Source organism: Streptomyces sp. SID5464 (assembly GCF_009862985.1).
Classification (GTDB): Bacteria; Actinomycetota; Actinomycetes; order Streptomycetales; family Streptomycetaceae; genus Streptomyces; species Streptomyces chartreusis_D.
Map to the genome: position 1 here is coordinate 24,481 of NZ_WWIQ01000051.1, position 22,976 is coordinate 47,456.

Sequence of the window (22,976 nt, forward strand, 5' to 3'; positions counted from 1 at the left end):
TAGTAATACGCCCATACCCTCTGAGCCAAGGACCGTGATCGACGTGAAGGTCGGCATCCCCCGCGAGGTCAAGAACAACGAGTTCCGGGTGGCCATCACCCCCGCCGGCGTGCACGAGCTGGTGCGTCATGGCCACCAGGTCGTCATCGAGCGCGGCGCCGGTGTCGGCTCCTCGATCACGGACGAGGAGTACGTCGCCGCCGGCGCACGGATCCTGGACACGGCCGACGAGGTGTGGGCCGCCGCCGACCTGCTGCTGAAGGTCAAGGAGCCCATCGCCGAGGAGTACCACCGCCTCCGCAAGGACCAGACGCTCTTCACCTACCTGCACCTGGCCGCCTCCAAGGAGTGCACGGACGCCCTGCTGGAGTCCGGCACCACGGCGATCGCCTACGAGACGGTCGAGCTGCCCGGCCGCGCGCTGCCGCTGCTCGCCCCGATGTCCGAGGTCGCCGGCCGGCTGGCACCGCAGGTCGGTGCCTACCACCTGATGCGCGCCAACGGCGGCCGCGGCGTGCTGCCCGGCGGCGTCCCCGGCGTCCTGGCCGGCCGGGCCGTCGTCATCGGCGGCGGCGTCTCCGGCTGGCAGGCGGCGCAGATCGCCATCGGCCTGGGCTTCCACGTGACCCTGCTCGACAAGGACGTCAACAAGCTCCGCGAGGCGGACAAGATCTTCGGCACGAAGATCCAGACCGTCGTCTCCAACGCCCTGGAGCTGGAGAAGGCCTGCCTGGAGGCCGACCTCGTCATCGGCGCCGTCCTGGTCCCCGGCGCCAAGGCCCCGAAGCTGGTCACCAACGAGCTCGTCTCGCGGATGAAGCCCGGAAGTGTCCTTGTCGACATCGCGATCGACCAGGGCGGCTGCTTCGAGGACTCCCGTCCGACCACCCACGCCGAGCCGACCTTCCAGGTCCACAACTCGGTCTTCTACTGCGTCGCCAACATGCCCGGCGCGGTGCCCAACACCTCCACCTACGCGCTCACCAACGCCACGCTGCCCTACATCGTGGAGCTCGCCGACCACGGCTGGGCGGACGCGCTGCGCCGTGACCCGGCGCTGGCCAAGGGCCTCAACACCCATGACGGCAAGGTCGTTTACCGGGAGGTCGCCGAGGCGCACGGCGTGGAGCACGTGGAGCTGTCCTCGCTGCTCGGCTGAGCCGCCCACCGGCCCTCGGGGGCCGGTAAGTCGGCTAAGTCACCAACCCGCAAAGGCGATACGTCAACACAGGTCGTCAACGCCGCGCACCCGGCCGGACCTTGCCCGACAAGGTCCGGCCGGATGTGTGTATGGTCACTTCGCGATTCTCGGGCAACTCGCCTCGAACGTAACCCTTCAACCGATTCGCACACCGGTGAAACCTGCCGTGCGACGGCCGTACGCCCTTGACAGCGGGATGTTTCATTGCCGACACATCGGGCCGGGTCCGGCGGATTGTGTTGCTGCGGACGCCCGACACGCCATAGAGTCGCCAACCGTCGGCATGGTGCCACGCTGACCTGTCTAGAAGTTTCCTGGTCACCAAGGAGGTAAGACGACTTGTGAATGAGTCGACATTTACTCCCGGGGGTGGTCAACCAGGAATGCCTGCACGGGGCCAGGGTCCCGCGGGGTTCGCTGCTGTCGGCTCCGTCGCTGTGCGCACCTTCGCAGCCCACCAGAGTCAGCAGGCGACTCACACAGCACACCAGAAGATGGATGGCCATCACGTGAACGCCATGGCCGGCGACGGAAGTGGCGCGCCCCACAACCACTTCGCCGACTACGACGAACTGCCCGAGGGGCACTTCTACGACCCCGACGCGGAGTACGAGCCCGACCCCGAGTACGCGGCCACTCTCGCGCCCGACGCGGCCAGACAGCGCCGGGAGCGCATCGGCCCGACGGGGCGTCCGCTGCCGTACTTCCCGATCCCGGGCCCGCTGACCGACCACGGACCCGCGAAGATCATCGCGATGTGCAACCAGAAGGGCGGCGTCGGCAAGACGACGTCGACCATCAACCTGGGGGCCGCGCTCGCGGAGTACGGACGCCGGGTCCTGCTCGTGGACTTCGACCCGCAGGGCGCGCTGTCGGTCGGACTCGGCGTCAATCCGATGGAACTCGACCTCACCGTCTACAACCTGCTCATGGAGCGGGGGATGGCGGCCGACGAGGTGCTGCTGAAGACGGCGGTCCCCAACATGGACCTGCTGCCCAGCAACATCGACCTGTCGGCGGCCGAGGTCCAACTCGTCTCCGAGGTCGCCCGCGAGTCGACCCTGCAACGCGCCCTGAAGCCGCTGCTGGACGACTACGACTTCATCGTCATCGACTGCCAGCCCTCGCTCGGCCTGCTCACGGTCAACGCCCTGACGGCCGCGCACAAGGTGATAGTGCCGCTGGAGTGCGAGTTCTTCGCGCTGCGTGGTGTGGCGCTGCTGACCGAGACCATCGAGAAGGTCCAGGAGCGGCTCAACCCCGAGCTGGAGCTCGACGGGATCCTCGCCACGATGTACGACTCGCGCACGGTGCACAGCCGTGAGGTGCTCGCGCGTGTAGTCGAGGCGTTCGACGATCACGTCTACCACACGGTCATCGGGCGCACGGTCCGCTTCCCGGAGACCACGGTCGCCGGTGAGCCGATCACCACCTACGCCTCCAACTCCGTCGGTGCCGCCGCCTACCGCCAGCTCGCCAGGGAGGTGCTCGCCCGGTGTCACGCCGAGTGAGTCTGCCGGGGGCCGACGAACTCTTCCGTACGACAGGGGGGATGGCGCTTCAGTCGTCCCAGCCCAGGCGTCAGGCCAACGGCGACGCCCGGGTGCCAGCTCCGGCGGGGGAGGGCGACGCGGTGGCCGCAGCGGCCACGGCCGCGGAGGACGTGCCGCAGTCGGTGCCCGCGCAGGGTGGTGACGGCGAGGGCGCGGAGCATGTCGCGGCGGACGCGGAGCCGGCCGAGGCCGGGGAGTCCCGCAGCCGCTCCGGCTCCGCCCGCCGGCAGGCGGCGCAGGAAGGTTCTGCCGCGGGTGCGGCCGGTGCCGCCGCGGCGGCACCACGCAAGCGCGGGCGGGCCGCCGCACGCCGCCCCAGCGGCCGTGAGCGGCACGACGAGAAGATCACGGTGTACGTGTCGGCCGAGGAGCTCATGGACCTGGAGCACGCCCGTCTCGTGCTCCGCGGCGAGCACGGCTTGGCCGTCGACCGCGGCCGCATCGTCCGCGAGGCGGTCGCCGTGGTCCTCGCCGACCTGGAGACCCGCGGGGACGCCAGCATCCTCGTACGACGGCTCCGCGGACGGTAGCGGTAGCCTGCGGGGGCCATGACCTCGAACGCGTCCCCACCACCCCCCGGCGGCCCGTCCGGCCGTCGGCGCGCGCTGGGGCGGGGACCGGTGGCTCCGCCGGTTGAGCCGCCCGGGCCTTCCGAAGAGGCTGCCGAGCAGGGCGGGTCTCCTGGGGATGCGGGGCGGACGGCTCCGCAGGTCGAGCAGCCGGCGATCGAGACGGGGGCTGCGCTTCCGGCAGGGGTGGGCGCAGTTCCCGCGCCTACGGATCCGGCGGTTTTGGTGGCTGAGCCCGTCGGGACGAGACTCCCGCCCGAGTCTGTGCGGGCGGCCGGGCCGGTGGCGACGGCCGAGTCCGAGGTGCGGCCTGCGGGTGGGGCCGGTTCGGCCGGCCCCGGGTCGTTGCCCGCGGACGCGACCGGGCCGGTGGGCGTGGCCGACTCCGGCAGGCCTCCTGTCGAGGAGGCGTCCGCGGCTTCCCCGGCCGGCTCTCCGGATCCTTCGGGGCCTGCCCCTGAGGCCCGGCCCGCTGCCGGTGACGCCGAGGCGGCCGGCGACGGGGTCTTCAAGGTCCGGCTCGCCAACTTCGAAGGGCCCTTCGACCTGCTGCTCCAGCTGATCTCCCGGCACAAGCTGGACGTCACCGAGGTCGCGCTGTCGAAGGTGACCGATGAGTTCATGGCGTACATCCGGGCGATGGGGCCGGACTGGGATCTGGACGAGACGACCGAGTTCCTCGTCGTCGCGGCAACGCTGCTCGATCTGAAGGCGGCGCGGCTGCTGCCCGCCGCCGAGGTGGAGGACGAGGCCGACCTCGCCCTGCTCGAAGCCCGGGACCTGCTGTTCGCCCGGCTGCTCCAGTACCGCGCGTACAAGCAGATCGCCGACATCTTCAGCGGGCGGCTCGATGACGAGGCCCGGCGCTATCCGCGTACCGTCGGGCTCGAACCCCACCACGCCGAGCTGCTGCCCGAGGTGGTCATCAGCATCGGCGCGGAGGGGTTCGCGAGGCTCGCCGTGAAGGCGATGCAGCCCAGACCCAAGCCGCAGGTGTACGTCGACCACATCCACGCCCCGCTGGTCAGTGTGCAGGAGCAGGCCGGGATCGTCGTCGCACGGCTCAGGGAGCTCGGCGAGGCCAGCTTCCGGGAGCTCGTCGCGGACACCGACGACACACTGACCGTCGTGGCCCGGTTCCTCGCGCTGCTGGAGCTGTACCGCGAGAAGGCCGTCGCGCTGGAGCAGGAGGCCGCGCTCGGTGAGCTGCTCGTGCGGTGGACCGGCGGGCACGGGGACGGGACACCGACCGTCACCGACGAGTTCGACCGGCCGCCCGAGCCGCCGAAGGAGGAGAAGAAGGCGTGAGCCCCGAAGCCACCGAGGTCCCGGCCGGGCTGCGTGCCGTCGCCGACCTCGCTCTCAAGCCCGCTCTGGAGGCCGTCCTGATGGTCGTGGACGAGCCGGCGACCGAGGAGCACCTCGCGAAGATGCTGGAGCGGCCGAAGCGCCAGATCGCGGACGCGCTGCGCGAGCTGGCCGACGAGTACACCGTCCAGGGCCGCGGTTTCGAACTGCGGTTCGTGGCGGGCGGCTGGCGGTTCTACACCCGCGCCGCGTACGCGCCCGCCGTCGAGCGCTTCGTGCTGGACGGCCAGCAGGCCCGCCTCACCCAGGCCGCCCTGGAGACCCTGGCCGTCGTCGCCTACCGGCAGCCGGTCAGCCGCAGCCGGGTCTCCGCCGTACGCGGAGTCAACTGCGACGGCGTCATGCGCACCCTTCTCCAGCGCGGTCTGATCGAGGAGGCGGGCACGGAACCCGAAACAGGTGCGATCCTGTACACGACGACGAACTACTTTCTGGAGCGGATGGGCCTGCGCGGCCTGGACGAGCTCCCGGAACTCGCGCCCTTCCTCCCGGAGGCGGAGGCGATCGAGGCCGAGACCCAGGAAGGCGTACCGTCGTTCGACCCGGACGCGCCTGATGACGACGTGCCGGGCCGCCCGGTCACCCCGGGTACCGACGACGAAGACGACCAGACGGAACTTTGATGCGAAGCAGCGGCAGCGGCAAGAGCGGCGGACGCGGTAACCACCGCGGCGCCGGCAACAACAGGGACCAGAAGCAGGGGCAGGGCCGCCCCCGCAAGCCCCGCCCCGAGGAGCGCCGCTACGACGTGGGCCCCGGGGCGACGAAGGACGGACCCAAGTCCGGGCGCGGCGGTGCGGCGCGCGGCGGCGCCAAGGGCGGGCCCAAGCAGCCCCAGCAGCGGGGGCGTACGGCCCCCGCGCGCCCCCGCGAGTACGAGGCGCAGATCGAGGAGCGCAACCGCGACCGGTACGCCGGGAAGAAGGACGTCAAGCTGCCCAAGACCTTCCCGGGCGCCGAGCAGGAGGGCGAGCGGATCCAGAAGGTCCTCGCCCGCGCGGGCTTCGGCTCCCGGCGCGCCTGCGAGGAGCTGATCGAGGAGGCCCGGGTCGAGGTCAACGGCGAGATCGTGCTGGAGCAGGGGCGGCGGGTCGACCCGGAGAAGGACGAGATCAAGGTCGACGGCCTGACCGTCGCCACCCAGGCCTACCAGTTCTTCGCGCTGAACAAGCCCGCCGGGGTCGTCTCCACCATGGAGGACCCGGAGGGCCGGCAGTGCCTAGGTGACTACGTCACCAACCGCGAGACCCGGCTCTTCCACGTCGGGAGGCTCGACACCGAGACCGAGGGTGTCATCCTGCTCACCAACCACGGCGAGCTGGCCCACCGGCTGACCCACCCCAAGTACGGCGTGAAGAAGACCTACCTCGCGCACATCGTGGGCCCGATCCCGCGCGACCTGGGCAAGCAGCTCAAGGACGGCATCCAGCTGGAGGACGGCTACGCGCGCGCGGACCACTTCCGGGTCGTCCAGCAGACGGGCAAGAACTACCTCGTCGAGGTCACCCTCCACGAGGGCCGCAAGCACATCGTGCGCCGGATGCTCGCGGAGGCCGGTTTCCCGGTCGACAAGCTGGTCCGCACCGCCTTCGGCCCGATCACCCTCGGCGACCAGAAGTCCGGCTGGCTGCGGCGGCTGTCCAACACGGAGGTCGGCATGCTGATGCAGGAAGTCGATCTCTAGGCTGACCCGGACACCCTGAGTGCCGTGAGTTCCCCGTGTCCTTCCGGGCGCGGGGACGGAAGGACTTCTGACATGACCACGCTCGTCTACAAGCAAGCTGCCACGGGAGCGCTCACCGGCCTCGCCCTGGGGGACGCGCTCGGGTATCCCACCGAGTTCAGCGACGTCCCGCGGATCGAAGCCAGGTTCGGTCCGTGGCGGCGGCTGGACCTGCCGACGCCGGCGCTCGTCACCGACGACACGCAGATGACGCTGGCGCTCGGACGGGGCATCCGGACGGCGATGGACCGGGGCGTACTGGAGCCCGAGGGGACGGCCGACGCCGTGCGGCGCGAGTTCATCGCCTGGAACCGCTCTCCGGAGAACAACCGCGCTCCCGGCAACACGTGCCTGCGGGCCTGCGCCCTGCTGGAGCACGCGGACCGCCCCTGGCAGGACGCCAGTCAGATCCACTCCAAGGGCTGCGGCGCCAACATGCGCGTCGCGCCCCTGGGGCTGGCCCCCGGCCTGAGTGACGAACAGCGCGCGGGCGCCGCCCAGTTGCAGTCCGCCCTCACCCACGGGCACCCCACCGCGCTCGCCGCGTCCGACCTCACCGCGCACGCCGTACGGCTGCTCGCGCAGGGCGCCGAGCCGGCCGGGCTGATCGGTCTGCTCCGCTCGTACGCGCTGGAGAACCGCAGCCTCTACCACGAGCGCTGGCTCGGCGACCTGTGGCGCCGGGCCCAGGACCCGAGCCCCGAGCAGTTCATCGCGCGCGGCTGGGACGAGTGCCTGGCGATCCTCGACCGGCTCCAGCACGCCGTGGGCACCGTCTCGCCCGAGGCCGACCCGTGCCTGGCCACCGGTGAGGGCTGGATCGCCGAGGAGGCCCTGGCGACCGGGCTGCTGTGCTTCCTGCTCTTCACCGACGAGCCGCTCACGGCCCTGCGCCGCGCCGCCTGCACCTCAGGTGACTCGGACTCCATCGCCTGCCTGGCCGGCGCCTTCGCCGGCGCGTACCTGGGCGCGGACGCCTGGCCGGGCGAGTGGGCCGACCGCATCGAGTACCGGAGCGACCTGCTGACCCTCGGGGCGCTCTGGGACGCCTGATCAGGCACTCGGTCCGAGGGCCGAGGCGCGGCGGGCGCGGGTGAGGAAGTCCTCCACGCGCCGCCGGTCCGGTGCGGCCGGGAGCGGGCTGCGGTGGGCGGCTTCCTCGGCCTCCCGCTCCAGGCGGGTCATCCACGTCTCGACCGCGGACCAGGGCACCTCGCCGCGCTTCACCGCGAGCAGGGACTCCCGCCGGTCGCCGACGTCGATCGTGAGCGTGCCCGTGTCCAGCAGGTCGCGGGCGCTGATCAGCAGGCGCAGCAGGTGCATGGCGTGCTTCCAGCGGGGGGTGCCGTGGTTGCGGACGTGGGCTTCCAGTTTGCTGCGCTGGCCGTGCGCGTAGCGGGTGAACGTGGCGTGGACCTGCCTGGACAGGAACGCCCCCCGCAGGGCGAGCAGCTCGCGGCCGGTGTCGTCGGCGTACTCCACGAGCGGGGAGTGCAGGCACTCCAGGATGTTGGGGTTGGCGCGCATGGCCAGCTCGCAGAAGCGCTCCAGCTCCCAGCTGAACTGCTCCTCGGCCGGGCCCTCGACATGTGTCGGCGGCTTGTCGAAGCGCCAGAACAGAGGCGTGGGAGCCAGGAACACGCCACGGCGGTCGGTGTCGCTGCCGTCCGTCGCCAGCCCGAAGGCGCGCGAACCCATCACACAGGCGTAGATCGTGTGGTCGCGTACCAGCGTCTCGGGCTGCATGCCCGGGAGCGTACGCGGCCCCTCACGTCAGGCGAACCGAGTTTCCCTCCACGGTGATCTGCTCGGCGGGCAGCGGACGCGTCGCCGGTCCGTGGGCCACCGAGCCGTCGGCGACGTGGTACTTGCTGCCGTGACACGGGCAGTTGATGGTGCCGTCGGAGACGGACGCCACCGTGCAGCCCTGGTGGGTGCAGATCGCCGAGAAGGCTTTGAACCGGCCCTGCTCCGGCTGCGTCACCACGACCTGCTGCCCCTTGAAGATCTTGCCGCCGCCGACCGGGATCTGGTCGGTGGTGGTCAGCTCCTCACCGGCCGGGGCGCTGGTCGCCTCCTGCCCGGTCGGTGAGCTCGTCGACGCGGGGCCGTTGTCGTCACCGCCCCCGCCGCAGGCCGCGACGAGCGCCACCGCGCCCGTCGCGCCCGTCGCCAGGAGAACCGTGCGGCGCGTGGTCTCGTAGGTCATATGTCACTCCGAAGGTGCTGAAGAGGGGTAAATCGGAATTCTCTGCATCTTGGCATCGAAAATACCCAAGGAGCGGTAATCCCGGTGTCTCATCGGATGGGCGCCGCACACCCCGGAAGGGCGGGCTGACTAGGCTTGACACGGAGAGCGACACGCACGTCAGCAAGGAGCATCGCCGTGGCGGTACGAGCGGTCCGGGGCGCCGTCCAACTCGAACGGGACGAAGCCGGGCACATGGACGAGCAGGTCGGAGCCCTGCTCACGGCCATCCTGGAGCGCAACGGCCTCACCGCCGAGGACCTGATCAGCATCTGGTTCACGGCCACGCCCGACCTGCACAGCGATTTCCCGGCGGCCGCCGCCCGCAAGCTCGGCATCGTCGACGTCCCGCTGATCTGCGCCCAGGAACTGGACATCGAGGGCGCCATGCCGCGCGTCGTCCGGGTCCTCGCGCACATCGAGTCGGACCGGCCCCGCGCCGACATCGCCCACGTCTATCTCGGCGCCGCGGCCGCCCTGCGCAAGGACATCGCCCAGTGAGAACCGCACTCGTCATCGGTACCGGGCTCATCGGTACGTCCGCCGCCCTCGCCCTGTCCCAGCGGGGTGTCACCGTGCACCTCGCCGACCCGGACCCGGAGCAGGCCCGTACGGCGGCCGCGCTCGGCGCCGGCACGGACGAGGCGCCGGACGGGCCCGTCGACCTGGCGATCGTCGCCGCCCCGCCCGCGCACGTGGCCGATGTGCTCGCCGACGCCATGCGCCGCGGTGCGGCACGCGGCTACCTCGACGTCGCCAGCGTCAAGGGCGGGCCACGCCGCGAACTGGAGGCACGGGGCCTCGACCTGACGGCCTACCTGGGCACGCACCCCATGTCGGGCCGGGAGAAGTCCGGCCCGCTGGCCGCCACCGGCGACCTCTTCGAGGGCCGCCCCTGGGTGCTCACCCCGACCCGGGACACCGACACCGAGGTGCTGAACCTCGCGCTGGAACTGGTCTCGCACTGCCGTGCCGTGCCGGTGGTGATGGACGCCGACGCCCACGACCGTGCCGTCGCCCTGGTCTCCCACATGCCGCACCTGGTCTCCAGCCTGGTCGCCGCGCGCCTGGAGCACGCCGAGGAGGCCGCCGTACGGCTGTGCGGGCAGGGCATCCGGGACGTGACGCGGATCGCCGCCTCCGACCCCCGGATGTGGATCGACATCCTCTCCGCGAACCCCGGGCCGGTCGCCGACCTGCTCACGGACGTCGCCGCCGACCTGGAGGAGACCGTGCGGGCCCTGCGCGCCCTGCAGTCCTCCGACGAGGACAAGCGCCGTGACGGCACCACCGGCATCGAGGACGTCCTGCGCCGCGGCAACGCCGGGCAGGTCCGCGTTCCCGGAAAGCACGGGTCCGCTCCGCGGGTCTACGAGACCGTGGCCGTGCTCATCGACGACCAGCCGGGGCAGCTGGCCCGGATCTTCGCGGACGCGGGCAGGGCCGGCGTCAACATCGAGGACGTGCGCATCGAGCACGCGACCGGGCAGCAGGCAGGTCTGGTGCAGCTGATGGTGGAGCCGAAGGCGGCGCCCGTGCTGAGCGCCGCGCTGCGGGAGCGGGGCTGGGCGATCCGGCAGTAGTGCATGCTGGACGCGGCTGACCGACGCGCGGCCGGACGAGTGACCCGCACCCAGTAACCTTGTGCGGGGCAGTCGCGCCCTCACCCCCGCCAGCCCGGTTCAGGAAGGTCTCCCACAGTGGAAAGCGCCACGCCAGTGATTGTCGCCATCGACGGCCCCGCCGGCACGGGCAAGTCGAGCACGTCGAAGGCCGTGGCGGCACAGCTCGGCCTGAGCTACCTGGACACCGGCGCCCAGTACCGGGCGATCACCTGGTGGATGGTCAACAACGGCATCGACATCGACGACCCCGCCGCGATCGCCGCCGCGGCGGGCAAGCCCGAGATCGTCTCCGGCACCGACCCGGCGGGCCCGACCATCACGGTCGACGGCGTGGACGTGTCCGGCCCGATCCGTACCCAGGAGGTCTCCTCCAAGGTCAGCGCGGTCAGCGCGGTGCCCGAGGTGCGCGCCCGGATCACCGAGCTCCAGCGCTCCATCGCCGCCTCCGCGGCGAACGGCGTCGTGGTCGAGGGCCGGGACATCGGCACGACCGTGCTGCCGGACGCCGACCTCAAGATCTTCCTCACCGCCTCCCCCGAGGCGCGTGCCGCCCGGCGCAGCGGTGAGCTGAAGGGCGCCGACGTGCACTCCACCCGCGAGGCCCTGATCAAGCGGGACGCGGCCGACTCCAGCCGCAAGACCTCGCCGCTCGCCAAGGCGGACGACGCGGTCGAGGTGGACACCACCGAGCTCACGCTGGCCCAGGTCATCGAGTGCGTCGTCACCCTCGTCGAGGAGAAGCGGGCCGGGAAGTGACCGACCAGCTGCCTTCACTGCGGGGCGCCGAGGTCGGGCGGCGCATCGGCGTCGGCCTGATGTACGGGCTGTGGAAGCCGCGCGTGCTCGGCGCCTGGCGGGTGCCCACGACCGGCCCGGTGATCTTCGCCGTCAACCACTCCCACAACATCGACGGCCCGATGGTCATGGGCGTGGCGCCCCGGCCGACGCACTTCCTGATCAAGAAGGAGGCGTTCATCGGCCCGCTCGACCCCTTCCTGACCGGCATCGGCCAGCTGAAGGTGGACCGGGACACCACCGACCGCACGGCGATCACCCGGGCGCTCGGCGTGCTGGAGAACGGCGGCGTGCTCGGCATCTTCCCGGAGGGGACCCGGGGTGAGGGCGACTTCGCCTCGCTGCGCGCCGGGCTCGCGTACTTCGCGGTGCGCAGCGGCGCCCCGGTCGTGCCGGTCGCCGTGCTGGGAAGTTCCGACCGGCGGGGACGGTTGATAAAGGGGCTGCCTCCGCTGCGGTCCCGCGTCGACGTCGTCTTCGGGGAGCCCTTCGAGGCGGGTGACGGCAGCGGGCGCCGTACGCGCAAGGCCCTGGACGAGGCGACCGGGCGCATCCAGAAGCAGCTCGCCGCCCACCTGGAAAACGCCAGGCGCCTCACCGGGCGCTAGGCGACACTGAGTAGTGGATCAGCCCGTGAGACAGCGGGTACTCCACCGACCACCACGATGAACGACGAGGTACGGACTTCATGAACGACCACACCCAGCCCGACGGCTCGGACGCCTACGAAGGCGCGCCCGAGCACGACCACGGGGCGCTCGGCGACGCCGAGTACGCGGAGTTCATGGAGCTCGCCGTGGAGGAGGGCTTCGACCTCGAGGACGTCGAGGGCGCGATCGAGGCGGCCGGGCACGGCCCGCTGCCCGTCCTCGCCGTGGTCGGCCGCCCCAACGTCGGCAAGTCGACCCTGGTGAACCGCATCATCGGCCGCCGCGAGGCCGTCGTCGAGGACAAGCCCGGTGTCACCCGCGACCGTGTGACCTACGAGGCCGAGTGGGCGGGCCGCCGCTTCAAGGTCGTCGACACCGGCGGCTGGGAGCAGGACGTCCTCGGCATCGACGCCTCCGTCGCCGCCCAGGCCGAGTACGCCATCGAGGCGGCCGACGCCGTCGTCTTCGTCGTCGACGCCAAGGTCGGCGCCACCGACACCGACGAGGCCGTCGTGCGGCTGCTGCGCAAGGCCGGCAAGCCGGTCGTGCTGTGCGCCAACAAGGTGGACGGCCCGAGCGGCGAGGCCGACGCGGCCTACCTGTGGTCGTTGGGCCTGGGGGAGCCGTACCCGGTCTCGGCGCTGCACGGCCGGGGCACCGGCGACATGCTCGACCAGGTCCTGGAGGTGCTGCCCGAGGCGCCGCGTGAGACGTTCGGCGGGGGTGGCATCGGCGGGCCGCGACGCATCGCCCTCATCGGCCGTCCTAACGTGGGCAAGTCCTCGCTGCTGAACAAGGTGGCGGGCGAGGAGCGCGTCGTCGTCAACGAGCTGGCGGGCACCACCCGGGACCCGGTCGACGAGCTGATCGAACTCGGCGGTGTCACCTGGAAGTTCGTCGACACGGCGGGCATCCGCAAGCGCGTCCACCTCCAGCAGGGCGCCGACTACTACGCCTCGCTGCGCACCGCCGCCGCCGTCGAGAAGGCGGAGGTCGCGGTCATCCTCATCGACGCCTCCGAGTCCATCTCGGTGCAGGACCAGCGGATCGTCACCATGGCCGTCGAGGCGGGCCGCGCGGTCGTCCTCGCCTTCAACAAGTGGGACACCCTCGACGAGGAGCGCCGCTACTACCTGGAGCGGGAGATCGAGACCGAGCTGGGCCAGGTGGCGTGGGCCCCGCGCGTCAACGTCTCGGCGCGCACCGGCCGTCACATGGAGAAGCTGGTCCCGGCGATCGAGACGGCCCTGGCGGGCTGGGAGACCCGGGTCCCGACCGGCAGGCTGAACGCGTTCCTCGGCGAGCTGGTCGCCGCCCACCCGCACCCGATCCGGGGCGGCAAGCAGCCGCGCATCCTGTTCGGCACGCAGGCGGGCACCAAGCCGCCGCGGTTCGTGCTCTTCGCCTCCGGCTTCATCGAGGCGGGCTACCGGCGCTTCATCGAGCGTCGCCTGCGCGAGGAGTTCGGCTTCGAGGGGACGCCGATCCACATCTCGGTGCGGGTGCGCGAGAAGCGCGGCAAGAAGAAGTAGCGCCAAGCAGCGGAAGGGCGGCCCCGGGCAGGGGCCGCCCTTCCGCTGTACGGTGCTCGCTTCAGACGCCGCCGCGCCGACCCGGCGGCAGTGCGGCCGGCACGTGGTGCATCCCCGGGCCGTGCGAGCCGACGGTCCCGACGCGCTGCCACTGCGTCTGCTGTCCGGCGGCATGGCGGGCGCTCTGGGCACCCGCGCTGTAGGCACTGTACGAGCTGCTGTGCGAACTGCCGTAGGAGCCCGTGCCGTGCGGGATGTTCCCGAAGGCGGTGAAGCCGAATTTCTCTTCGCCGCTGCGGTCGCCGGGAAGTGCGCGGAAGGACTTGACGTACTCGGCGTAGAGCGCGTCGTAGATCGGCGTGGCCGATGGGCCGCCCTGGGAGTCCTGAGCCGACCGTGCGGAGGGGATCGACGAGTAGGACTGGCGGCGGGGAACGTCGTATGCGTGCACGTATGTCCAAACGACCCCGGGGGTCAAGGGATGCGGCCCGGGTACGGCTTTCGCAGGGGTGCGGTCCGCTCGGGTGACGCGCCGCTCAGGTGCCGGCCAGCGGCAGCGCGGCGGCGACGAGCTTTCCGGTCGCCGCCGCCTTGTCCAGCGCGTCCCGCAGCAGGTCCTCGCGCGGCTGGCGGCCGATCGAGCCGACCGGCGCGGCGAACACCAGCGCCTGCTGGTGCTTGTTGGCGGCCGCGCGCCAGCCCTCGGTGACCTGGAGCGGCTGGTGCGCCTGCCACCAGGCCACCGGCTGGCCGCCGTTGCCGCCGGGCTGGAGCACCGCGTGCAGCTGGCCCACGGCGAGCAGCACGGACCAGCCGTGCAGCACGGGCGGTACGGCCGACAGCTCGGTCAGCGGCATGAAGCCCTGCTCGATCAGCAGCGGCAGGAAGTCGTCGCCGGAGCCCGTGGCGCCCGGCCGGGCGATGGGCGCGGTCGGCTCCACCACCAGGGCCGGATGCAGCTCCCCGGCGATCAGCACGAGTCCGCTGGTCACGCCGAGCACCGCCTGCTCGGGCACCACCTTGTCGGGTTCCAGGTCGACGGTGTCGCCGGTGATGGACTTCACGGCGCCCCGCAGCTGTTCCTCGGTGACCTGGACGACCTGCGAGGGCAGGCAGCCTGCGTGGGCGAAGGCGAGGACGGCGGTCTCGTCCCCGATGAACAGGACGGTGCTGGTGCGCTCCTGCTCGGAGTCGCCCGGAGTGCGGCAGGACGTGCAGTCGTAACTGCCCGGGGCGGTCTCTCCGGCGAGCAGGCGGTCTGCTTCTTCGTCGCCGATCTCGGCGCGTACCTCGTCGCTGACGTCGAGCATGCGCGGCACGGGTGGCTCCCTCGGGGATGCGGTGCGTGACAGGACCGGGTGGCTCCCGGCCCGTGGTCCGGGTGGGTCCCGGCTCATGAAGAAGACAACGGGCGATCTGTGGCGGGAGTCACGCCCCAGAGCGAACGGAATCGAACCAACCAGCGCGCAGGGTCACGCTCGGCGCGGAATCGCGTACTCACCGTCAAGTCGCCCGTTTCTCAGGGGGGTTGAGGCGGTGAAGTGGGTCACAGACCGTCGGGCGCGTTGGTCGACATATCCGGAAATCCAGGAATGAAGTGGGTGTCCGGAAATAGCCGTTACCCGAGGTATCGGGGAACTGGCCTGGCATGACGGGCAACCGGTTGATGACGGCCCGTCAACCTCCTTAGATTCCTCGGCCGTGTGCAGCGAGCACCGCTCGGGTACGTCCGCCGGCCGCGTGATTCTCCGGAACCACGCACAGCACCACACCGGCGGACGGGGCGAGCGCGACCCACGCGCCCCATGGCGCGGGGCGTGGCGTTCCGCCTCGGGGGACCCCGAGTGCTTCGAGAGGGAACTACATGTCCGAATGTGCCGATACCACGCGCGACAACGCTCGGAAGAACCAGGTTCGTACGACGGCGGTCCTCGCCGGGGCGGCACTGCTCGCGCCCCTCGGGCTGCTGGCCGCGACCGGAAACGCCGCGGCGGCTGACAGCGGAGTGTGGGACCGCATCGCCCAGTGCGAGAGCGGCGGCAACTGGCACATCAACACCGGCAACGGCTACTACGGCGGACTCCAGTTCGCCGCTTCGACCTGGCGCGCCTACGGCGGCACGGCCTACGCGCCCACCGCCGACCAGGCGAGCAAGTCCCAGCAGATCGCCGTCGCCACCAAGGTCCAGCGGGCCCAGGGATGGGGCGCCTGGCCGACCTGCTCGGCACGCGCCGGGGCGGGCGGCAGCGCACCCGCGGCTTCCGCGGCGGGCGACCCGGTCAGCGCCGCCGAGCCCGCTCCGGCGAAGCCTTCGAAGACGCCGGCGCGTTCCACGGCACACCCCGACCGCGGCTCCTCCCGCGGCGACTACACCGTCCGCGAGGGCGACACACTGAGCGGCGTCGCCGCCCGGCACGGGACCACCTGGCAGCACCTCTACGCCGCCAACCAGGCCGCCATCGGCGGTGACCCCGACATGATCGTGCCCGGCCTGCGCCTCGCACTCTGAGCCGCTCCCCCTCGCCGGGACACGGGCCCCGTCCGGTCAGCCGACCGGACGGGGTCTTCGCATGCCGGGTCAGCGGGGGAGCTCGCCCGACTCTCCGGCGAACACGACCGTCCCGCGCCGCAGTTCGTAGACGATCGCGGGCCGCTCCCGCAGGGCGGGCGGCAGGCGCTGCTCGGCGACCACCACGCACGCGTCGAGCGCGCTCAGCAGCTCGTACGTGCGGGCCGCGACCGAGGGCGACATGCCCTGGGCGGGCTCGTCGACGAGCACCACGCGCGCGCGGGCCAGCAGCGCCCGGGACAGGGCGAGCATGCGCTGTTCCCCGCCGGAGAGGGTGCCGGCCCGCCGCTCCAGCAGGGGCCGCAGCTGCGGGTAGGCGTCGAGGGCCGGGCCGTGGTCCGGGGCGGCGAGCCCGAGGTTCTCGCGCACGGTGAGCGAGCCGAACACGGCCCGTCGCTCCGGGACGAGGCACAGCCCGCGCCGGGCCCGCTCGTACGCGGGGACGCGGGTCACGTCGGCGCCGTCCCACACCACGGCGCCGCCCGACAGGGGCACCGTTCCGGCCAGGGCGTGCAGGGCGGTGCTGCGGCCGGAGCCGTTGCGGCCCAGCAGCACGGTCAGGCCCGGGCCCGGGGCGGCGAGGGTGACACCGTGCAGGGCCTCCAGGGGGCCGTAGCGCACGCGCGCGTGGCGCAGGGCGAGGGTGGTCATCACCCGGCCGCCGTTCCCAGGGCGTCCAGGACCCGCCCGGGCGGGCCGGAGGCGACGATCCGGCCCGCCGTCATCACGTGCACGACGTCGGCGAGGCCGGCCACCAGGTCCAGGTCGTGCTCGACGACGAGCAGGGCCGTGCCGTCGGCGGCCAGGGCCTTCAGGACCCGGGCGAGGGTGGCCACTTCGCTAGTGTCGAGGCCGGCGGCGGGCTCGTCGAGCAGCAGGACGCGCGGGGCGCCCGCGAGGGCCCGGGCCAGTTCGACGCGGCGCAGCGTCCCCGTGGGGAGACCGGCGGCGGGCAGCGCCCGCACCGGCCCGTCGAGTCCGAGCAGCCTGAGGGTCCGCTCCACGGCGCCCGGATCGGTCACCCGGCCCTGTTCGGCGCCCACCCGGACGTTCTCGGCCACGGTCAGCGAGGGGAAGACGGCCAGTTGCTGGAAGGTCCGCGCGACGCCGAGCCGGGTGCGGGCGTGCGCGGGCAGGGCGGTGATGTCCCGCCCGCCCAGCCGTACCGTGCCACGTGCGGGCCACAGCGTCCCGGCCAGACAGTGGAACAGGGTGCTCTTTCCCGCCCCGTTGGGGCCCACGACCGCGGTGATCCGCCCGGGGGAGACGTCCAGGTCGACCTCGTCGAGGGCGGTGAAGCCGCCGTAGCGGGCGTGGAGGCGGCGGGCCGTGAGGAGGGGGGAGGCGGGGGCCGACGGTGTGGCTGAGCCCGGGGAGGCCGGTGGCCGGCTGCTCCGGTGGTGTGCCGCACGCGCTGTCGCCCCTGTCGCCGTCGCCCCTGTCGTTGTCGCCCGTGTCGGTCCTGCCGCCGTCGCGCCCGCGGGCACCGGCGCCGTCCGGGCCGCCCGTCGCTCCGCCGGGCGCAGCAGCCCGCGTGCCCGGGCTCCCGCCGGTGTGAGGGCCGGTGCGCGGCGCAGGCGCAGGCGTTCCGCCGCTGTGCGCAGGGCCTCGTACGGGCCGCCGGGGAAGCGTCCCACGAGGACCGCCAGGACGCCGATCAGGGCCGCCGCCACGCCGCCGCGCGTGCCCGCGTCCAGGCCGACCAGGAGGGCCGCGGCGCCGAGCGCGCCGAGGGTGCTGTCGGCGCCCAGCACCACGACCGCCGCGAACCACAGCAGACCGCGCACGGGGTCGTAGGCGGTGGGGTCGAAGGCGCGCAGGCCCATGCCGAGCATGCCGCCGCCCAGCGCGGCGAGCGCGGCGCCCGCGACGAAGGCGAGCAGCTTCAGGGACGGCACCCGGACGCCCGCCGCCTGCGCCCCCGCCTCGTGGTCCCGCATGGCCGCGAGGGCCCGGCCCGTCCGGCCCCGGCGCAGCGCGTGTGCCACGAGCAGCGCGAGCGCCAGCAGGAGCAACTCCAGGACGTAGTACGCGCGGTCCCCCTCGAAACCCGCCGGGCGGCCCGGCGACAGGCCCGAGGTGGCGTACGGCTGGGTGAAGACGAAGCGGCTCACGCCCACGCCGACGGCGAACGTCGCCAGCGCCAGCGCCAGGCCCCGGCGGCCGATCGCCGGCCAGCCCGTGAGCAGGCCGAGCGGTGCCACCAGGACGATCGCCACCGCGAGGGCCGCCAGCTCCGGCACGGCCGGCAGGCCAGGGAAGCGGCCCGCCGCCAGCAGCGCGGTGAACAGCGCGCCCAGACCCGCGTACGCCGCCTGCCCCAGGGAGATCTGGCCGCCGCGGCCGGTGACCACCACCAGGGACAGCAGGACGACGGCCAGCGCCGGCACCTGGATCGACGTGTGCAGATCCCGGCCGGCGAGGCCCAGCGGCAGCAGGAACAGCACGGCCGCCACGATCCACGCGCCCGGCGGTGTCGGAACCCGGGCGGTGGCCGTGCGCGGCAGCGCGTCACGGGTGCCCACGCCCGGCAGGACCAGGGCCGCGACCAGCAGAGCGACGACGAACAGGTTCGTGGCGGCCGTCTGGAGCAGCGGCGCGCCCCACCCGGACGGGTGCAGCCGCGTGAGCTGGCTCTGCGCCACCCCGACGCCCAGCGCCACCACCACCGCGACCGGCAGACTCCGCATCCGCGCGGCCACCGCGACCGCCACGACCTCCATCACGAGCAGCGACAGCCCGTACGGGTCGAGCCGCACGTACGGCGCCAGCAGTACGCCGGTCAGGCCCGCCGTGAAGGAGCCGAACGCCCAGCCCGCCGCCGCGACCCGGTCCGCGTCGATGCCGCCCAGCACGGCGAGCCGCCGGTCGTCGACCACGGCCCGCAGCTCCCGCCCGAACCGCGTCCAGCGGACGACCGCCGTGACCCCCGCGGCCAGCACCAGCACCACCGCCAGTTGCCTCCACGGCTCGTCCGGCACCAGCTCCGGCGCGTCGTCCCGCGCCCCCTGTCCCCACAACAGCGCCGCCCCGCCCACCAGCAGCACGAACACGCCGATGGACGCCACCAGCGTCTGCGCCGGGTCACCGCCGAGAACCGCCAGGGGCCGGAAGACGAACCGTTCCAGTACGACACCCAGCCCCGGCGCCAGCACCAGCAGCGCCACCGCGGCCCCGAGCCACAGCGGCCAGCCCCACTCGACCACGCACTGCCGCAGCGCGTAGGCGCACACCATCGCGATCGCGCCGTGCGCGAAGTTCAGCACCCCGGTCGCGCGGTACGTCACGATCAGGCCGATCCCGGTCAGCGCCGCCGCGCTGCCGACCGACAGCCCGGCCAGAGTGAGGTCGTACGTCAGTGAGGACATCGTCCGGGCTCAGTCGGTCTCGTCGGCGGGCTCGCAGATCGGGCACGGGCCCAGCTCGCCGCTCGCCACCAGCTCGGAGTCCACCGGAACCGCCTCCTCCTTCCCCGCCACCAGCGGGCAGTCCGCGCGGTGCCACAGCGTGCCGCCCGGCACCATCAGCAGCTCGCCGCTGACCGCGAGGGGCGCGAGCGCGGCCTGCCCGGTCACGTCCGCGTCCGCCGGCTCGGCCGCCACCAGCAGGCCGTACAGCTCCTCCACGCGCGCGGCGGCGATCGAGCCCCGGCCGTGGGCCAGCAGCACCGCACCGGAGACGATCAGTGCCGCGCCGGGGATCGTGCAGGAGGCGAGGTAGGGCAGCTGCCGCTCGGCGAAGCGCTCCCCGGAGACGCCGTACCAGCCGACGACGCACAGCACCGCGCCGGCGGCCAGCGCCGCCCAGCCGGCCCAGAGGACGGGATGCACGGTCCGCAGTCGGCTTGTCCGCATCGCTGGCTCCCACACGTCGGTTGTCCGGGCACGCGCCTGGCCGCCTGTTCAAGTCCGCCGCTCGCTTGCACTATGCCCCTTGGAAGCTGACCCTGAAAGCACCGGGCGCACATGGCCCGGACCGACACCCGGTGGTGAGCCAGATGGTTCTCGGCAGCGACCTCAGGCGGGGGAACGCGACACGGGGCCCACGAGCCGCAGGACGGGGCACGGCGATCGCGGCCGCCCTGATCCTCACCCTCGCCCCGGCTCTCGCGGCATGCAGCGACGACAACGGCGGCGGCAGCCGGAGCACGCCGCCCACACCGACCGCGGAGCGGACCACGAGCGCACCGGCCAGCGCGCCGGCGGACCGGGCCGCGGCCGAGACGGAGATCAGGCAGAACTGGCAGAAGTTCTTCGACCCGAAGACCTCGACCGAGGACAAGCAGGCCGTCCTGGAGAACGGCAACCGGATGGGCCCCGTCCTGCGGGCCTTCAGCGGTGACGAGCGCGGCGGACAGGTCCAGGCGAAGGTCACCAAGATCGAGTTCACCTCGGCGACCGAGGCGGACGTGACGTACACGCTCACCCTGAAGGGCGCCACCGCCCTGCCGGACGCCTCCGGGACGGCCGTCGAGCAGGACGGCACCTGGAAGCTGTCCGTCAAGACGCTGTGCGCGCTGGTCCAGCTGAGCGGCAATGCGTCGCCGGTCCCGGGCTGTTGAGGCCCTCGCCGCGGTGCTGCTGCTCGCCCTGAGCGCGGCCTGCGGCAGCCGGCTCCCGGAGAGCGACTTCGAGCACGACGACCGCGGCTCCGCGCCCCGCGACTCCGCGCCCCTGCGGGTCGGCATCATCACCAGCGCCACCAGCCCGGTCGGCGGCAGCGCCTTCACCGGCCCGCGCGACGGCGCCCGGGCATGGTTCGACCGGCTCGACGCGCGCGGCGGCATCGACGGCCGCCACGTGGAGGTACGCCTGTGCGACGACGGCGGCAGCGGCGTCGGCAACAACGAGTGCGTGCACCGGCTGGTCGAGGAGGACAAGGTGGTCGCCCTGGTCGCCACCACCGCCCTGGACTACGCGGGCGCCTCCCGCGTCTCCCGCGCGCGCGTGCCCGACATCGGCGGCCAGCCCATCGGCAGCGCCTACGACACCTACCCGCACCTCTACGGCATCTACGGCAGCCACGCGCCGCGCAACGGCACCACCGGCTGGGACGGCAAGCTGTACGGCGGCACCGAGGTCTACCGCTACTTCAAGCGCGAGCACGGCGCCCGGACCGCCGCCGTCGTCTCCTACAACCAGTCCGCGTCCGCCGCCTACGCCCGGCTCGTCGAACGGGGCCTGCGCGCCGAGGGCTACCAGGTCGTCACCGAGCAGGTCGACTTCGCCCTGCCCAACTTCCGCGCCGTCGCGGCCGACCTGAAGGAACAGGGCGCCGACCTCGTCTTCGACGCCATCGACAGCCACGGCAACGCCCGGCTGTGCCAGGCCATGGACGAGGTCGGCGCCCACGTCACCGCCAAGGTGACCAACGTGCAGAACTGGACGTCCACCGTCGCCGACGCCTACAAGGACGCCCCGCGCTGCCGCAACGCCCTCTGGGCGACCGGGTCCAGCCGCAACTACGACGACACCGGCCACCCGGCCGTACGGGAGTTCCGCGAGGCGACGAAGAACCTGAAGACGCACTCGCAGTGGCAGTTGGAGGGCTGGGCGGCCGCCCGCTGGTTCACGGACGCCGCGCGGTCCTGCGCGAGGACGGGCATCACGCGCGCGTGCGTCGACGCCTACATGAACCGCAGCGAGGGATACACCGCGGGCGGACTGCTCCTCCCCGTCGGGTTCGAGCGGCTCGCCGAGCCGCCGAGGACCAGCCGGACCTGTCTGTCGGTGGCCCGCTGGCAGGACGGCAGGGGCTGGGTCGGCCAGGGGAACATGAACCGCACCTGCTTCGACGTCCCGCAGCTGGCGTACGAGCCTTGAGGACAGCCACTGTCCGCAAGGGCTGGCAGACTCGCCCCCATGTTGGAGACCTCGGCACGCCTGCTGCGCCTGCTGTCCCTGCTCCAGGCCCACCGCGAGTGGTCCGGCCCCGACCTTGCGCAGCGCCTCGGCGTCAGCGCCCGCACCCTGCGCCGGGACGTGGACCGGCTGCGGGAACTCGGCTACCCGGTCAACGCCAGCCCCGGCACGGGCGGCGGCTACCAACTGGGCGCGGGCGCCGAGCTGCCGCCGCTGCTCCTGGACGACGACGAGGCCGTCGCCGTGGCGATCGGGCTGCGCACGGCCGCCGGGCAGGGCATCGAGGGCATCGGCGAGACCTCCGTGCGGGCTCTGGCCAAACTGGAACAGGTGCTGCCGAACCGGCTGCGCCGCCGGGTGGGCGCCCTCAACGCCTTCACCGTGCCGATGCTGCGCGGGCCCGTGCCCGACGCCGTCGACCCGGCCGTGCTGACCGAGCTCGCCCACCTGTGCCGGGACGCCGAGCGCCTGCGCTTCGAGTACCGGGGCCACGACGGCACCCAGAGCCGCCGCAGTGTCGAACCGCACCGCCTGGTGTGCACCGAGCGCCGCTGGTACCTGGTCGCCTGGGACCTCGACCGGGAGGACTGGCGCACCTTCCGCGTCGACCGCATCACGCCCAGGCCACCGCACGGCCCGCGCTTCGAGCCGCGTGAGGCGCCCGCCGAGGACCTCGCCGCCTACGTCTCCCAGGGCGTCTCCACGCGCGTGTACGCCACCCACGCCGTCGTGCGGCTCCTGGCGCCCCTGGAGGAGGCCGCCGCGCACATCTCGCCCAGCGCCGGGGTGCTGGAGGCGGAGGGCCCGGACAGCTGCCTGCTGCGCTGCGGCGCGGGGAGCATCGACGTGATGGTGATCCACGTGATGATGCTGGGCTTCGAGTTCGAGGTGCTCGAACCCGACGGGCTGATCGAGGCGATCAGGAGGGCTCGCGACCGGCTTGATGGCGCTCTGGCTCGGGCTGCGCAGTCACCGCCGCGTACTGCGGATGGTGCAGGTCGAACGCCGGCGACTCGGACCGGATCCGGGGCAGCACCGTGAAGTTGTGCCGGGGCGGCGGGCACGATGTCGCCCACTCCAGGGAACGGCCGTAGCCCCAAGGGTCGTCGACCTCGACCTTCTCGCCGTACTTGGCGGTCTTCCACACGTTGTAGAGGAACGGCAGCGTCGACATGCCGAGCAGGAAAGCGCCGATCGTCGAGACGGTGTTGAGCGCCGTGAACCCGTCGGCGGCGAGGTAGTCGGCGTACCGGCGGGGCATGCCCTCGGCGCCCAGCCAGTG

The 22,976-nt window shown here is 72.8% G+C and carries 23 protein-coding genes; 16 read left to right on the forward strand and 7 right to left on the reverse strand.

The features are described from left to right. Positions 1 to 34 precede the first annotated feature (34 nt). The 7 genes from ald (at position 35) to GTY47_RS25025 (ending at position 7,467) form a co-directional block, all read left to right on the forward strand. Entirely contained in the window at positions 35 to 1,159 is a 1,125-nt protein-coding gene (ald, locus tag GTY47_RS24995; RefSeq protein WP_029181606.1) for an alanine dehydrogenase, read from the forward strand. 425 nt (positions 1,160 to 1,584) lie between these two features. Further along, positions 1,585 to 2,712: a ParA family protein gene (locus tag GTY47_RS25000; RefSeq protein ID WP_078602950.1), complete on the forward strand. Its 1,128-nt coding sequence runs from the start codon at positions 1,585 to 1,587 to the stop codon at positions 2,710 to 2,712. Further along, the gene (locus GTY47_RS25005; protein ID WP_040904086.1) at positions 2,697 to 3,284 is read left to right on the forward strand and encodes a hypothetical protein; all 588 of its coding nucleotides are present in this window, start codon (positions 2,697 to 2,699) and stop codon (positions 3,282 to 3,284) included. The genes GTY47_RS25000 and GTY47_RS25005 overlap by 16 nt, the downstream gene beginning before the upstream one ends. A 264-nt stretch (positions 3,285 to 3,548) precedes the next feature. Then, a complete protein-coding gene (locus tag GTY47_RS25010) occupies positions 3,549 to 4,631 on the forward strand; it encodes a segregation/condensation protein A (protein WP_324604467.1) in 1,083 nt (360 codons plus the stop codon). Beyond that, complete coding sequence (scpB, locus tag GTY47_RS25015; RefSeq protein ID WP_010046052.1) at positions 4,628 to 5,314, forward strand: SMC-Scp complex subunit ScpB; 687 nt, start codon at positions 4,628 to 4,630, stop codon at positions 5,312 to 5,314. The genes GTY47_RS25010 and scpB overlap by 4 nt, the downstream gene beginning before the upstream one ends. Beyond that, positions 5,314 to 6,375 carry a pseudouridine synthase gene (locus GTY47_RS25020; protein WP_010046054.1) on the forward strand — a complete coding sequence of 354 codons (1,062 nt, stop codon included), beginning with the start codon at positions 5,314 to 5,316 and terminating at the stop codon, positions 6,373 to 6,375. Before scpB ends, GTY47_RS25020 begins: the two co-directional genes overlap by 1 nt. Before the next feature lie 72 nt (positions 6,376 to 6,447). Beyond that, the gene (locus tag GTY47_RS25025; RefSeq protein ID WP_010046056.1) at positions 6,448 to 7,467 is read left to right on the forward strand and encodes an ADP-ribosylglycohydrolase family protein; all 1,020 of its coding nucleotides are present in this window, start codon (positions 6,448 to 6,450) and stop codon (positions 7,465 to 7,467) included. Here the strand turns inward: GTY47_RS25025 and GTY47_RS25030 are convergent, their stop codons facing one another. Next, positions 7,468 to 8,160, reverse strand: a complete 693-nt coding sequence (locus GTY47_RS25030) for a nucleotidyltransferase domain-containing protein (protein ID WP_010046059.1) — start codon at positions 8,158 to 8,160, stop codon at positions 7,468 to 7,470. It abuts the gene before it with no gap. Between the two features lie 22 nt (positions 8,161 to 8,182). Further along, a complete protein-coding gene (locus tag GTY47_RS25035) occupies positions 8,183 to 8,623 on the reverse strand; it encodes a Rieske (2Fe-2S) protein (protein WP_010046063.1) in 441 nt (146 codons plus the stop codon). A 177-nt stretch (positions 8,624 to 8,800) separates the two neighbouring features. Between GTY47_RS25035 and aroH the strand changes: the two genes are divergently transcribed. From aroH to der, 5 genes are all read left to right on the forward strand, one after another. Next, entirely contained in the window at positions 8,801 to 9,163 is a 363-nt protein-coding gene (gene aroH / locus GTY47_RS25040; RefSeq protein ID WP_010046066.1) for a chorismate mutase, read from the forward strand. Further along, positions 9,160 to 10,245, forward strand: a complete 1,086-nt coding sequence (locus GTY47_RS25045) for a prephenate dehydrogenase (protein ID WP_010046068.1) — start codon at positions 9,160 to 9,162, stop codon at positions 10,243 to 10,245. Before aroH ends, GTY47_RS25045 begins: the two co-directional genes overlap by 4 nt. A 117-nt stretch (positions 10,246 to 10,362) precedes the next feature. Continuing rightward, positions 10,363 to 11,043, forward strand: a complete 681-nt coding sequence (gene cmk / locus GTY47_RS25050; protein WP_029181608.1) for a (d)CMP kinase — start codon at positions 10,363 to 10,365, stop codon at positions 11,041 to 11,043. Then, positions 11,040 to 11,690 carry a lysophospholipid acyltransferase family protein gene (locus tag GTY47_RS25055; protein WP_010046070.1) on the forward strand — a complete coding sequence of 217 codons (651 nt, stop codon included), beginning with the start codon at positions 11,040 to 11,042 and terminating at the stop codon, positions 11,688 to 11,690. Before cmk ends, GTY47_RS25055 begins: the two co-directional genes overlap by 4 nt. Positions 11,691 to 11,770: 80 nt before the next feature. After that, a complete protein-coding gene (der, locus tag GTY47_RS25060; RefSeq protein ID WP_010046076.1) occupies positions 11,771 to 13,264 on the forward strand; it encodes a ribosome biogenesis GTPase Der in 1,494 nt (497 codons plus the stop codon). Positions 13,265 to 13,325: 61 nt separating this feature from the next. Here the strand turns inward: der and GTY47_RS25065 are convergent, their stop codons facing one another. Next, entirely contained in the window at positions 13,326 to 13,715 is a 390-nt protein-coding gene (locus tag GTY47_RS25065) for a hypothetical protein (RefSeq protein ID WP_010046078.1), read from the reverse strand. Between the two features lie 85 nt (positions 13,716 to 13,800). After that, positions 13,801 to 14,583: a hypothetical protein gene (locus tag GTY47_RS25070; protein ID WP_010046080.1), complete on the reverse strand. Its 783-nt coding sequence runs from the start codon at positions 14,581 to 14,583 to the stop codon at positions 13,801 to 13,803. Positions 14,584 to 15,128: 545 nt separating this feature from the next. Between GTY47_RS25070 and GTY47_RS25075 the strand changes: the two genes are divergently transcribed. Next, entirely contained in the window at positions 15,129 to 15,773 is a 645-nt protein-coding gene (locus GTY47_RS25075; RefSeq protein ID WP_010046083.1) for a transglycosylase family protein, read from the forward strand. Between the two features lie 69 nt (positions 15,774 to 15,842). Here GTY47_RS25075 and GTY47_RS25080 read toward each other — a convergent pair whose 3' ends face one another. The 3 genes from GTY47_RS25080 to GTY47_RS25090 are packed head-to-tail and all read right to left on the reverse strand — an operon-like array spanning position 15,843 to position 19,687. Further along, on the reverse strand, positions 15,843 to 16,484 hold the full coding sequence (locus GTY47_RS25080; RefSeq protein ID WP_010046087.1) for an ATP-binding cassette domain-containing protein: 642 nt from the start codon (positions 16,482 to 16,484) through the stop codon (positions 15,843 to 15,845). Next, complete coding sequence (locus GTY47_RS25085; protein WP_010046092.1) at positions 16,484 to 19,201, reverse strand: ATP-binding cassette domain-containing protein; 2,718 nt, start codon at positions 19,199 to 19,201, stop codon at positions 16,484 to 16,486. Before GTY47_RS25085 ends, GTY47_RS25080 begins: the two co-directional genes overlap by 1 nt. 9 nt (positions 19,202 to 19,210) lie before the next feature. Beyond that, the gene (locus tag GTY47_RS25090; protein ID WP_029181609.1) at positions 19,211 to 19,687 is read right to left on the reverse strand and encodes a hypothetical protein; all 477 of its coding nucleotides are present in this window, start codon (positions 19,685 to 19,687) and stop codon (positions 19,211 to 19,213) included. 143 nt (positions 19,688 to 19,830) lie between these two features. On the opposite strand from GTY47_RS25090, the gene GTY47_RS25095 reads away from it, so the two are divergent. The 3 genes from GTY47_RS25095 to GTY47_RS25105 are packed head-to-tail and all read left to right on the forward strand — an operon-like array spanning position 19,831 to position 22,735. Then, positions 19,831 to 20,394 (forward strand): hypothetical protein, encoded by a 564-nt coding sequence (locus GTY47_RS25095; RefSeq protein WP_010046097.1) that lies wholly within the window; start codon positions 19,831 to 19,833, stop codon positions 20,392 to 20,394. After that, the gene (locus tag GTY47_RS25100) at positions 20,369 to 21,655 is read left to right on the forward strand and encodes an ABC transporter substrate-binding protein (protein WP_029181610.1); all 1,287 of its coding nucleotides are present in this window, start codon (positions 20,369 to 20,371) and stop codon (positions 21,653 to 21,655) included. The genes GTY47_RS25095 and GTY47_RS25100 overlap by 26 nt, the downstream gene beginning before the upstream one ends. Positions 21,656 to 21,694: 39 nt before the next feature. Beyond that, positions 21,695 to 22,735 carry a YafY family protein gene (locus GTY47_RS25105; RefSeq protein WP_010046101.1) on the forward strand — a complete coding sequence of 347 codons (1,041 nt, stop codon included), beginning with the start codon at positions 21,695 to 21,697 and terminating at the stop codon, positions 22,733 to 22,735. Positions 22,736 to 22,976 lie beyond the last annotated feature (241 nt).